The sequence below is a fragment of the Clostridium sardiniense genome (genome assembly GCF_016907995.1).
GTDB lineage: Bacteria > Bacillota > Clostridia > Clostridiales > Clostridiaceae > Clostridium > Clostridium sardiniense.
In genome coordinates, this window is sequence record NZ_JAFBDA010000011.1 from 31,355 (window position 1) to 44,219 (window position 12,865).

Sequence of the window (12,865 nt, forward strand, 5' to 3'; positions counted from 1 at the left end):
AATGAGAGCAATAATAGTAACTGGTGGTAATCCACCTTCAGAAAAACTATTAAAATCATATATAAAAGAAAATGATATTATAATCGGAGTAGATAGTGGATGTAATATTTTATATAAGCTAAATATAATTCCAAATTTAATATTAGGAGATTTTGATTCAATTAGAAAAGAGGTCTTAGAATATTTCTTAGAAAACGGAGTAAATATTGAAAAGTATAACTCGGAAAAAGATTATACAGATACTGATTTAGGTTATAGAAAAGCTAAAGAGGTATTTAATGTTAATGATATTCTTATGTTTGGAGCTACAGGCTCAAGGCTTGATCATACTTTAGGTAATATAGGAATACTATTTAGAGCTCTTAAAGATAAAATTAAAATGGAAATTATAGATGAGCACAATAGAATGTATATAGTAGATAAAAGTTCGATTATAAAAAAAGAAGAAGGTATGGTTATATCATTTCATGCTTTAAGTGAAGTTGTAAAGAATTTTACTATAAGAGGTGGTAAGTATGATTTGACAAGCTATGATATGACACTTCTAGAGCCAAGAGCTATTTGTAATGAATTTTTAGCGAGTGATATTAATATCACTTTTGATTCAGGTATAATTTTAGTTATGTATACTAGAGACTAAAAATAGTTTATAGTAAAAATAGGAACTAATATTTCTTTTTTGCATACAATGTAAAAAGGGGATATTGGTTCTTTTTTATTAATTTGTATTTATGGGAGGAAGAAATGAAAATAGTAGCTATAAAATTACCTAAATGTATATCAAGTATAATAAAATTTTTTAGAAGAAAAAAATAAAATACATAAGAATTTAAAATATAAAAAAAATGCAGTGCGTATGCAATGCATTTTTTTTATTTGAACTATATTGCTCTTTCAACCTTACCAGATCTAAGACATCTTGTACAAACGTGAACTTTCTTTGGAGTTCCATTAACTAAAGCTTTTACTTTCTTTATGTTAGGAGCCCAAGTTCTCTTTGATTGACGATGTGAATGGCTGTATTGAACACCTGCAACAACACCTTTGTTACAAATTTCGCATCTTCTTGCCATTTGAAAACACCTCCTTGTTAAGTGAAGATATATTTCTCTTCAATAGGACAGAATTCATTGTAACATAATATTATATGATTTTGCAAGTGCTTATTTTAAAAAAATATAGATTATTTTTCTATATTCTCATATAAATCTTGAATAATAGAGTTTTCTAATATAAAATATAGATATGATATGTATGAGGAGGAATAGTAATGGTAGGATTTTCAAAAGAAAATGGAAAAGTTCATTACTCAGAAGAAGTCTTAGCTAAGATTGTTGGATTATCAACAATGGAATGCTATGGTGTAGTAGGTATGGTTTCAAAGAATGCTACAGAAGGTCTTTGGGAGTTAATTAGAATAGAACATTTTAACAAGGGAGTTAAGATAGCTATTAACGATGATGATAAATTAGATATTGAATTATTTGTTATGGTAGAGTATGGAACAAAAATATCTGTTATAGCAAACAATATAATTCAAAAAGTACGTTATAATGTAGAAAACTTTACTGGACTAAAGGTAGCATCAATTTCAGTAAATGTTCAAGCGGTAAGAGTCTAGGAGGTAAACGACTAATGGAATTTAATAAGATAAACGGCCGTGATTTTTATAACATGGTAGTAAACGCAAGCAATAGGCTAGCGGAAAAGAGTGATTATGTTAATGCATTAAATGTATTCCCAGTACCAGACGGAGATACAGGAACTAACATGTCAATGACTTTTAAAGCTGCTGTTAAGGAAATAGAAAATATAGATTCAGATTCTATAGGAGAAGTTTCTAAAAAGCTTGCGAAAGGTGCATTAATGGGTGCAAGAGGTAACTCAGGGGTTATTCTTTCTCAAATTTTAAGAGGAATTTCAAAGGGATTAACTAATCTTGAGGAAGTTTCAGCTAGCGAGTTTGCAAACGCATTACAAGAAGGATCAAATTCTGCATATAAGGCAGTTATGAGACCAACTGAAGGAACTATACTTTCAGTTATAAGAGCTGCAGCTGAAGCAGGTATGCATTCAAAAAAACACAACGTAAAAGAACTTTTAGAAGAAGTTACAGTTGCTGCAAAGGTGATGCTTGATAAAACACCAGAATTATTACCAGCACTTAAAAAGGCGAAAGTTGTAGATTCAGGTGGTATGGGACTTTATATAATACTTCAAGGTATGCTTGAAGCATTAAAAGATGGAATAGTTGCAGAAGTTAAAGATATTAAAATTGGTGAAGGTGGCGGAGAAGTTACTGGAGCTAAGACAACTGGAGATGCAGATATTAAATTTGGATATTGCACTGAGTTTATAATATTAGGCGATGCGACACATGCAACAGAATTACAAAATGAAATTGAACCTTTTGGGGATTCAATGATAGTTGTTGGATATGATGATGTAATAAAAGTTCATATTCATACAAATGATCCAGGACTTGTCTTATCAAAAGCTGTAAAGATTGGTGAACTTTCAAAGATCAAGATTGATAATATGAGGGAAGAACATAGAGAACTTTTAGCTGGAGAAATGAGAGAAGAACAAGCAAAGCAAGCAGAAGAAGCAGCAGAACAAGAAGAAATTAAGAAGTATGGTTTTGTTACAGTTGCTATGGGCGATGGAATTACAAGCATATTTAAAGACTTAGGTGTTGATTATGTAATTGAAGGTGGTCAAACTATGAACCCTTCAACACAAGATATATTAGATTGTATAGATAAAATTAATGCAGAAAATATATTCATATTACCAAATAATAAAAATATAATAATGGCTGCATCACAAGCACAGGAAATATCAGATAAAAACGTAATTGTAATACCAACAACAACTATTCCACAAGGAATAACTTGTGTATCAATGTTCAATAGAGATGCTGAACCAAAGGAAAATGAAGAAGAGCTGAAAGAATTAATGGAAGCTGTTAAAACTGGTTCAGTAACATATGCTGTTAGAGATACAGAAATGGATGGAATAAACATTAAAGAAGGAAATATGCTTGGCTTAGTAGAAGGCAAGATTAAAGAAGTTGGGGAAGACAAATTTGAAGTTGCTGAAAAAGTACTTGAAAATATGGTCGATGATGATAGTGAACTTATAACTATATTCTATGGTGAAGATGTTACGGACAATGAAGCAAATGAATTTGTATCTAAGTTAGAAGAAAAGTATGAAGATTGTGATATACAATTATATAAAGGTGACCAACCTTTATACTACTTCTTAATGTCAGTTGAATAATATATATTAAATTACACAAAATAAAAAGCACCGTAAGGTGCTTTTTATATTTATATTGGACGAGGTGAGGAAAGGGATGAATATTTACACTGAAGTTAGCAATATAAAGGGGGTAGGACCTAAGGCTACTGAGAGACTTAATAAAGCAGGTATATTTAGTGTCCTTGATCTTCTTTTATATTTTCCAAGAGATTATGAGTTTATAAATGGTAACAGTAGTATAAAAGAGATAGATGAAAATGAAAAACAGATATTAAGCTGTACTATGGTAAGAGCAAAGGGGGACTTTAGGACAAAGACTGGTAAAATAATAACTAATATAGAATTTAACTATAATGGTATAAGTATTATAGGAAAGTGGTTTAATCAACCTTATATAAAAACTAAATTTAGAAAAGGTGAAACTTATAATCTATTAGGCAAATACAAAAAGGTAGGACACACACTTGAGATTACAAATCCTCAAATTGGTTCAAATGAGTCGTTAAAAAGTGAGATAATACCTAAATACTCATTGAAAGGTGAGCTTACGAATAATTTTCTAGCAAAGGTAGTTGGGCAAGTTTTAGATACTATAACTGTAACTGAAAATTTGCCTTTGGATATATTAAAAAAATATAATTTAATTTCTTTAGATGAATCTATTAGAGAAATTCACTTTCCAAAAGGAAAAGATAAATTAGAGAGAGCTATTGAAAGATTAAAGTTTCAGGAGTTATTCACATATTCGATGAAATTACTTATGCTTAAACAAAAGATTAGAATAAAAAATGGTATAGGATATAATTGGACTGATGAACTTAACGATTTAAGAGAATCTCTTCCATATAGTTTGACAAATGCTCAAGCTAAAGTTGTAAGATCTATATTAAAAGATCAAAAGTCCTTGTATCCAATGAATAGGTTGGTTCAGGGAGATGTAGGTTCTGGTAAAACTATAGTTGCTTTAATTGCTATTTTTAATGCTTATAAAAATGGTTATAAATCTGCATTTATGGCACCGACTGAAATTCTTGCAAATCAACATTATAAAGAAGCTAAGAATATTTTTGAAGGGTTCAATATAGAAATTGAACTTTTAACTGGAAGCACATCTATGAAAGAGAAAAAAAGAATAAAGGAAAGAATAAAAGAAGAGGGACCTTTACTTGTAATAGGAACTCATGCACTTATCCAAGAGGATGTTGAATTTAATAATTTAGGTCTTGCGGTAACTGATGAACAGCATAGATTTGGGGTAGAACAAAGAAGTAGACTTATTAATAAAGGTAAGAGGGCTGATGTGTTAGTTATGACAGCAACTCCAATTCCTAGAACTTTAGCACTTTATGTTTACTCGGATTTAGATGTATCAGCTATAGATGAATTACCACCTGGTAGAAAGAAGATAGATACAAGATTTTTTAAAGATGATGAAAGAGATAGTGCTTATAAATTAGCACTTAGTGAAATCAATAAAGGAAGACAGGTATATATTGTATGCCCACTTATTGAAGAAGATGAAAAAGAACAACTAAATTCAGTTGAAAGTGTATATGAAAAATTAAATTATGGAATCTTTAAAGATATTAAGGTTGAGTATCTTCATGGAAAGATGAAAGGTGTAGAAAAAGATGAGATTATAAATAGATTTAAAAGTGGAGACACTAAAGTTTTAATATCAACTACTGTTATAGAAGTAGGAGTAAATGTTCCAAATGCATCGGTTATGATTGTTGAAAATGCTGAAAGGTTTGGATTGGCACAACTTCATCAATTGAGAGGTAGAGTTGGTAGAGGAGAATATGAATCATATTGTATATTAATTGCAAAGGCAAAAAGTGAAACCACAAAAAGAAGAATGGAAATACTTACAGAATCAACAGATGGCTTTTATATATCGGAGCAAGATTTAAAACTTAGAGGCTCAGGTGAAATGTTTGGAATGAGACAAAGTGGTGATGAAGGGCTTTTACTTGCAGATTTATATAATGATATGAAAATATTAATAAAAGCTAGAGAAGAAGCTAATAATATTTTATTAAATGAGACAGAAAAAAATAAAATATTAATAAGGGAAATAAAGAGCAATTTAGAAAAAAGTAGTAAATATATATGTTTTAACTAATTATAAATTGTATAAAAAAGTTGATTATGATAGAATAAAAGATATATGGCACTAAGGAGGATATAAATAGTGAGAATAATAGCAGGAAAAGCAAGAGGACGTAAAATATTATCACCAGCAACATACGAGACAAGACCAACTTTAGACAGAGTAAAGGAAGCTATGTTTAGTATGATTCAAGGATACATACCAGAAGCAATAGTTGTGGATGTTTTTGCAGGAACAGGAAGCTTAGGACTGGAAGCGGCAAGCAGAGGTGCTAAGGAGTGCTACTTATTTGATAAGAGTGAAGTAACCTTCCCACTATTAAAAGAAAATGTTGAAAATCTTAAGTTTACAGATTTTTGTCATCCATTAAAGATAGATGCGTATGCAGGTCTTAAGATGCTTGCAAAGAAGGGGAAAAGATTTGATTTAGTTTTCATAGATCCACCTTACTGCAAAGAAATGATTCCAGAGGCAATAAAAACAATTAAAGAAAATGATATGTTAAATGAAGATGGAATAATAGTTACCAAAATAGATTCTATAGAAGAAATATATGAAGGATATGAGGATATTAAACTTACAAGAAGTAAGAAATATGGAAATACAACAGTTTGCTTCTATAAAATCCAAGGAGAAGAATAATGAAGTCTGCAATATATCCTGGAAGCTTTGATCCAATAACTAATGGACATTTAGATGTTATAGAAAGAGGGGCAAGAATATTTGATAAGATTATAGTTGCCGTTCTTATAAATGTTGAGAAAAAAGGATTGTTTGATATAGAAGAACGTGTTGAACTTATAAAAAAGGCTACTCAAGGAATTGGAAATGTTGAAATTATAAGTTTTGAAGGATTACTTATAGATTTACTTAAGCAAAAAGAAACTAATATAATATTAAAAGGGCTTAGAACAGTAATGGACTTTGAATATGAATTGCAAATGGCTTTAATGAATAACAAATTAGATAAAGAAGTAGAAACTTTATTCATGGCAACTGCTACTGAAACTTCATTTGTAAGTTCATCAGCAGTTAAGCAAGTAGCTAAATTTGGCGGAAGTATTGAGGGCTTAGTTCCAAGTAATATTATTGATGATATTGAAAGAAAGATTAACAGGGATGATAGAGGTGTTGTAAATGGACAAACAAGAAATTAATATTGTTGAGCTTTTAGAATATCTACAAGACCTTGTAGATAATTCACCAAAGGTACCTATGAGTGGAAAAGCTATGGTAGATAAAAAAGAATTTATAAACGTTATAGACCAAATAATAAATTATCTGCCAGATCAATTTAAAAAAGCTCAATGGGTAATGAATGAAAGAGATAGAATACTTACAGAAGCTAAAAGAGAATATGATTCAGTAAAAGAAGAAACAATGCATCTTATGAGACAAAATGTTGAGAATCATGATATAGTCAAAGAAGCGAAAATCAGAGGTCAAGAAATTTTAGCATCAGCAAAAAGAGATGCTAAAAAGATAAGAGTTGGAGCTAGAGATTATGCTGATGAAATATTATCAGAGCTTGATAAAGAAATGGAAAAAAAGAAGATGGAGCTTATTAAGTCACTTCAAATAAGTTTTGAAGATACAGCAAAAGAAATTGATCAAAACCTTACAGAAGCATGCTCCATTGTAAAAGAAAATATTAAAGAATTAAGAGATATGAACTAATATTTTTCTTAAAGACTTTAAAATTAAAGGAATTGATAAAAATATTAGTATTGGTACTGCATACATAAATAAATTTTTATATGAATTAGTTGATGTTATAAGTGATGAGGTTTCTGTAGTTTTAAAAATAATATTTGATAAGCAAAAACTTACTGTAAAGCTAAATAAACCTTGTACAAGCTTTAAAAACATATATTTAATCATAGAAACATTATTTTTACTCATAAATGATGATGTTTGTGCAATAGCGGATAAACCGGAAAATGATGCAAAAAAGCTTATTATGGATAATTTAAGGTGTATTGAAAGGTTACTTGAAGCTATTATATTACAACCATTTGTCATTTCAATGCTTCCTAAAAATGTTCCGTATAAGGCGTTTTTTGGTATGTTTAAAAAAGTTTCTATATTATAGAATGTACTACTTATTAATGAATTATTTTTAAGTATAGATATAATTACAGAGAATGCTACCACATAGCCAGAGACTGCTAATGTGGTATTAATTGCGTTTTTAATTGCCTCATCAATTGCAAGTCCAAAATTTACATTAGAACTTTTTGAAATCTTCTTCTTATAATTATTATTAGAGGAAGATTTTTTTATTGTTAAAAGTGCAATAAAGAAAAGTGATAAGTAATTGCTTATAAGAAGGAAGTAACCATATTTAGGATTACCCAGTAAAGTTGCACCAACAGAACCTAGAAGAAATATTGGTCCTGTATTTGAAGCTATATTAACTAATCTAAAATATTCTTTTTTTTCTATATATCCTAATTCGTAAATATCTGAGCTATATTTTGCACCTAATGGGTATCCACATAACATACTTGCTACTATAGGAAAAGAACAGCTAGGAGAAAGTTTAAGAGGTCTACACATAAGGGGACCTAGTATATTAGAGTATAGTGATATTCCATCATAGGAAATAAGTAAATTACAAATTAGCGAAAAAGAAAATACAGTGGGAACAATAGCTTTAAAAGAAAGCTTACAACCATCTATAGCAGCTTGGATAGAAGCTTCGATATTAACTACAAACAGAACAATTAATACGGTAATAACAAAACAAAAGATATAATTTTTTTTAATATTAGTTAGCTTAAGAAGTATAAATGTAAAAATAAATATAAATATCCATAAAATAAAAATACTATTCATGAAATCACTCCCATCAATAGTATTTATATGCACAAAATTAAGTTAAATTCTTCTATAAATATAAGGAGTTTTAAAATAATCCTCCATAGGTGAAATTGAGTTATTTAATAATGAGTATGCTTTTGTACCTTGAAGGTCCAGTTGAAGCATATTATTAGAAATATGTCTAGGAATTTTGGTTAGTATATTTATTTCACTATTTTCTTTAATTGATTTTAGTATTTTTGCTCCCTTTTTATTAAAAGCTAAAGGTCTTATATACGTTATATCGGAAGTTTGAATTGCTTCTATAGGGAAGTTTTCAAAGCCTATAAAAACTTTAGAAAGTATTCTAGATATTCTAGTATAAGTATATCTTTTACTTTTTGATTTTAATATAAGTTCTTTTAATGAATTGCAATTGATTATTTCTTTTAAAATTTTATTATCAAGGCCTTCAGATACGTCGGATATAGATTTAATACTTTCTGCATTTGTTAAAAGTTTATATTTTAAAAATGGAAATAAAGATTCTTCAAAAACAAAATTATAATTTTTTTCATTAAGTTCAGTTATTACTTTTAAGCTTTCGGTTGGAATAGAGTTTTTAATAATATTTACATCAAAATTATCTTTTAAAGTCTCTCTAATTGAAGTTGCAGAAGAAAATGTCTTACTTAGGGAAATATCATTATAATTACTACCTTCTCTTTTTAATGTAAAAGGCTTAATATCACTATCTAATTTAAGTAATGCTTTTATATACTCGATAGCTAGAATATTGTTAGAACTTGATAATATTTCGCTAATATTTGAAGACAATAATAAAGAATTTAAAGCATTAAGTCTAGCTGTATGGAAGGGCAATCCTTTATCTAATTCGATCTTTAGTCTGTCTTTATAATTTTTTGGCTCATCTTTTAATATTTGTGCAATACTAATTAAATCTTCTATTTCGCCACTTTCACTTCCAAAATATATATTATCAATGCAATTTAGAGAATTTAATAGCTTAACACCTCCGTAAGCAAAATTTTCAGCTGAAGATAATGAATATACTAATGGAAGTTCTAGTACAAGATCAACACCGTTTAAAACAGCCATTTTTGCTCTATTATATTTATCTATAATTGCAGGGTTACCTCTTTGCATGAAATTTCCACTCATTACAGAAACTATTCCATCGGCATTTGTATCCTCAATTGCTTTCTCTAAGTGATATTTATGACCTAAATGGAATGGATTATACTCTGTGATAATTCCTGTTAAATTCATATGAATAATCCTCCTAAAAATAAAGAATATTCATAAGTATAGCATAAAAAAAGTGAAATGGCACGTTTAAAGGTGGAGAGGTTATTATTCAGAAAATTTGCAGTATTTCAAATCTATTGAATTCAAGCATTAGGAAAAAAAATAGAGCTTAGAGGTTGAAAATAGCCATCATTTAGGAGTATAGTAGTATATGGAGATATACACGGATCTTTGAAAGGAGAAATGAACATGGAACTTATGAACAAGATATGGGAGGCTGCTAAAGCTGACAAAAAGAAGATAGTTCTTCCTGAAGGAAATGAGGCTAGAACAGTAGTTGCTGCTCAAAAAATAGCTGAAGAAGGAATAGCTACACCAATGCTAGTTGGTAATAAAGAAGAAATATTAAAGGCTGGTAAGGAGCAAGGTGTTGAACTTAAAGGAGTAGAGATAATAGATCCAGAAGTTTCACCTAAGCTTAACGAATACATAGAAGCTTTTTACGAATTAAGAAAAAATAAAGGTATGACAATGGAAAAGGCTGAAAGAATAGTTAGAGATCCTCTTTATTTTGCTACAATGATGGTAAAATTAGATGATGCTGATGGAATGGTTTCAGGAGCTGTTCATACTACAGGAGATCTTTTAAGACCAGGTCTTCAAATAATAAAAACTGCACCAGGAGTTTCAGTAGTATCAAGTTTCTTTATAATGCTTGTACCTGGATCAAAATATGGAGAAGAAGGTATGCTTTTATTCTCAGACTGCGCAGTTAACCCGAATCCAAACTCAGAACAATTAGCTGCAATTGCAATAGCTACAGCTGAAACTGCAAAGAACCTTTGCAAAATGGATCCAAAAGTAGCAATGCTTTCATTCTCAACAATGGGAAGTGCAGATCATGAAGTTGTCGATAAAGTTAGAATTGCAACTGAAAGAGCAAAAGAATTAAGACCTGATTTACAAATAGATGGAGAAATGCAATTAGATGCTGCTATAGTACAAAAAGTAGCTGACCAAAAGGCTCCAAACAGTAATGTTGCAGGTAATGCTAATGTATTAATATTCCCAGATTTACAAGCTGGTAATATAGGATATAAATTAGTTCAAAGATTTGCAAATGCAGAAGCTATAGGACCAGTATGTCAAGGATTTGCAAAACCAATAAACGACTTATCAAGAGGTTGTAGTTCAGAAGATATAGTTAATGTTGTTGCTTTAACAGCAGTTCAAGCGCAAGCTTCAAAATAATATTAAATTAATATTAACAAAAAGTTTACAGTGAGTTTAGAAGGGAGTTTTCAAGATGAAAATTTTAGTAATAAATTGTGGAAGTTCTTCATTGAAATACCAATTAATAAACATGGCTAACGAAGGAGTTTTAGCGCAAGGTTTAGTAGAAAGAATAGGAATAGACGGATCAATTCTTACTCAAAAAGTTGAGGGAAGAGATAAATATATAATAGAGCAACCAATGCAAGATCATAAAGATGCTATAAAATTAGTTTTAGGTGCATTAGTTGATGAAAAAAATGGCGTTATTAAGTCAATGGATGAAATCTCAGCTGTGGGACATAGAGTTGTTCATGGTGGAGAAAAATACTCAAAATCAGTATTAGTTGATGATGAAGTAATGAAATATTTAGAAGAGTGTGTGAAACTTGCACCACTTCATAATCCACCAAATATAATAGGTATTGAAGCTTGTAAAGCGTTAATGCCAAATACACCAATGTCAGTTGTATTTGATACAGCTTTCCATCAAACAATGCCAGCTAAAGCATTTACTTATGCTATTCCATATGAATTATACGAAAAACATGGAATAAGAAGATACGGGTTCCACGGAACTTCTCATAAGTATGTTTCAAGAAAAGTTGCAGAAGTTATGAATAAGAACATAGAGGACTTAAAGATAATAACTTGTCATTTAGGTAATGGTGGTTCATTAACAGCTGTAGATGGCGGTAAATCAATAGATACTTCAATGGGATTCACACCACTTGAAGGAATAGTTATGGGTACAAGATCAGGAAATATAGACCCTGCAATCTTAACATACTTAATGAGTGAATTAAATTACACTGCTGATGAAGTTAATACGATGCTTAATAAAAAATCAGGATTACTTGGAATATCAGAATTAAGCTCAGATTTTAGAGATATTCGTGATGCTGCTTTTGATAGAAAAGAAGAGAGAGCAATACTTACTAAAGATGTATTCTTCTATAGTATAAAGAAACAAATAGGAGCATATGCTGCTGCTATGGGTGGAGTTGATGTTATAGTATTTACAGCAGGTATAGGAGAAAATTCTAAGGAAACTAGAGAAGGCGTTTTAGAAGGTTTAGAATTCCTTGGAGTTGAAATAGATAAAGAAAAGAATGCTATTAGAGCAGATATAAATGAAATATCAAAAGATGATTCTAAAGTTAAGGCTTATGTTATTGCAACAAATGAAGAATTAATGATAGCAAAAGAGACTTTAGACCTAATAAAATAGTAAATATTAATAAATTTTCTTGACTTTTCATTCACCCCTTTATATAATAAATTGTGTTTGTTCAGTAAATATTTTAAGCTAAGGGGTGAAAAAAGCGCTTTCGCTCGAGCTATGTTGATATAAATTGACATAATGTACCTTATGGTACGAGGAATTTTTCCAGAGCATGAAGATTATGAAATTACAATTTTCTAGCCTTTACTCAAAAAGAGAAAGAGAAAAAAGTATTAACTACGAATTTAAGATGGACAATTTTCACTTTGAAGGTGAATTAATTGAACCAGTATTAAATGTTTCTGTTGAAGGAGTAGTATCTTCAAAAGAAAGAGAGCTTGTAGTTAGCCTACATGTTAGAACAAAGCTTAAGATTGCTTGTTCAAGATGTTTAGATACCTTTATCTATCCAATAGATTTTGAAATAGAAGAAAGGTTTACAAATGTTGACGAATCAGCTAGTGATGATGTAACATTTGTAAAGAGTGATGAATTAGATCTCACAGATTTTATTGAAAGAGAAATAATTTCAACCTTACCGATTAAAAGACTTTGTAGTGAAAAATGCAAAGGCCTTTGCCACAACTGTGGTAAAAATCTTAACATCGAAAGTTGCACTTGTAATAGTGATGATATTGATGTAAGATTAGCAGGTCTTAAGGCACTGCTTGATAATAAGGAGGTGTAAGCATGGGAAATCCAGCAAGAAAAACTTATAGAGCAAAGAGAGATTCAAGAAGAGCTCAAACTTTTAAAGCGAGCTTACCAGGAATAGTTGAATGTCCACAATGCCACGAAATGAAGCTTGCTCATAGAGTATGCAAGAACTGTGGATATTATAAGAGTAAAGAAGTAATATCTTCAGCAGAATAAAAGAAAGTCTTATGACTTTCTTTTCTTTATATACAAAGAAAAAA

At 29.9% G+C, this 12,865-nt stretch carries 14 protein-coding genes; 11 read left to right on the forward strand and 3 right to left on the reverse strand.

All coding sequences use genetic code 11. The features are described from left to right. Position 1: 1 nt before the first annotated feature. The gene (locus tag JOC62_RS10590; protein WP_204595245.1) at positions 2-640 is read left to right on the forward strand and encodes a thiamine diphosphokinase; all 639 of its coding nucleotides are present in this window, start codon (positions 2-4) and stop codon (positions 638-640) included. A gap of 241 nt (positions 641-881) precedes the next feature. Here JOC62_RS10590 and rpmB read toward each other — a convergent pair whose 3' ends face one another. Next, positions 882-1,073, reverse strand: coding sequence for a 50S ribosomal protein L28 (gene rpmB / locus JOC62_RS10595; RefSeq protein ID WP_039316116.1), 192 nt, complete (start codon positions 1,071-1,073; stop codon positions 882-884). A gap of 197 nt (positions 1,074-1,270) precedes the next feature. On the opposite strand from rpmB, the gene JOC62_RS10600 reads away from it, so the two are divergent. The 6 genes from JOC62_RS10600 (at position 1,271) to JOC62_RS10625 (ending at position 7,057) form a co-directional block, all read left to right on the forward strand. Further along, positions 1,271-1,621, forward strand: a complete 351-nt coding sequence (locus JOC62_RS10600; protein WP_204595246.1) for an Asp23/Gls24 family envelope stress response protein — start codon at positions 1,271-1,273, stop codon at positions 1,619-1,621. Positions 1,622-1,635: 14 nt separating this feature from the next. Further along, positions 1,636-3,285 carry a DAK2 domain-containing protein gene (locus JOC62_RS10605; RefSeq protein WP_204595247.1) on the forward strand — a complete coding sequence of 550 codons (1,650 nt, stop codon included), beginning with the start codon at positions 1,636-1,638 and terminating at the stop codon, positions 3,283-3,285. A 76-nt stretch (positions 3,286-3,361) separates the two neighbouring features. Then, complete coding sequence (recG, locus tag JOC62_RS10610) at positions 3,362-5,392, forward strand: ATP-dependent DNA helicase RecG (protein ID WP_204595248.1); 2,031 nt, start codon at positions 3,362-3,364, stop codon at positions 5,390-5,392. Positions 5,393-5,461: 69 nt separating this feature from the next. Then, positions 5,462-6,022, forward strand: coding sequence for a 16S rRNA (guanine(966)-N(2))-methyltransferase RsmD (gene rsmD, locus JOC62_RS10615; protein WP_204595249.1), 561 nt, complete (start codon positions 5,462-5,464; stop codon positions 6,020-6,022). After that, entirely contained in the window at positions 6,022-6,537 is a 516-nt protein-coding gene (coaD, locus tag JOC62_RS10620; RefSeq protein WP_204595250.1) for a pantetheine-phosphate adenylyltransferase, read from the forward strand. Before rsmD ends, coaD begins: the two co-directional genes overlap by 1 nt. Next, the gene (locus JOC62_RS10625) at positions 6,518-7,057 is read left to right on the forward strand and encodes an ATPase (RefSeq protein ID WP_204595251.1); all 540 of its coding nucleotides are present in this window, start codon (positions 6,518-6,520) and stop codon (positions 7,055-7,057) included. Before coaD ends, JOC62_RS10625 begins: the two co-directional genes overlap by 20 nt. Here the strand turns inward: JOC62_RS10625 and ylbJ are convergent. Together ylbJ and JOC62_RS10635 are read right to left on the reverse strand one after the other, a co-directional pair. Next, positions 7,040-8,218 carry a sporulation integral membrane protein YlbJ gene (gene ylbJ, locus JOC62_RS10630; protein WP_204595252.1) on the reverse strand — a complete coding sequence of 393 codons (1,179 nt, stop codon included), beginning with the start codon at positions 8,216-8,218 and terminating at the stop codon, positions 7,040-7,042. The two genes, JOC62_RS10625 and ylbJ, sit on opposite strands and share 18 nt — an antisense overlap. Positions 8,219-8,260: 42 nt before the next feature. Then, positions 8,261-9,472 (reverse strand): nucleotidyltransferase, encoded by a 1,212-nt coding sequence (locus JOC62_RS10635; RefSeq protein WP_204595253.1) that lies wholly within the window; start codon positions 9,470-9,472, stop codon positions 8,261-8,263. Positions 9,473-9,700: 228 nt separating this feature from the next. On the opposite strand from JOC62_RS10635, the gene pta reads away from it, so the two are divergent. The 4 genes from pta to rpmF all read left to right on the forward strand — a co-directional run bounded on the left by pta (position 9,701) and on the right by rpmF (position 12,821). Further along, positions 9,701-10,702, forward strand: a complete 1,002-nt coding sequence (gene pta, locus JOC62_RS10640) for a phosphate acetyltransferase (RefSeq protein ID WP_204595254.1) — start codon at positions 9,701-9,703, stop codon at positions 10,700-10,702. 55 nt (positions 10,703-10,757) lie between these two features. Then, complete coding sequence (locus JOC62_RS10645) at positions 10,758-11,954, forward strand: acetate/propionate family kinase (protein ID WP_204595255.1); 1,197 nt, start codon at positions 10,758-10,760, stop codon at positions 11,952-11,954. A 166-nt stretch (positions 11,955-12,120) separates the two neighbouring features. Continuing rightward, the gene (locus JOC62_RS10650; RefSeq protein ID WP_243425055.1) at positions 12,121-12,636 is read left to right on the forward strand and encodes a YceD family protein; all 516 of its coding nucleotides are present in this window, start codon (positions 12,121-12,123) and stop codon (positions 12,634-12,636) included. A 2-nt stretch (positions 12,637-12,638) separates the two neighbouring features. Continuing rightward, positions 12,639-12,821, forward strand: coding sequence for a 50S ribosomal protein L32 (gene rpmF, locus JOC62_RS10655; RefSeq protein WP_204595256.1), 183 nt, complete (start codon positions 12,639-12,641; stop codon positions 12,819-12,821). Positions 12,822-12,865: the final 44 nt, after the last annotated feature.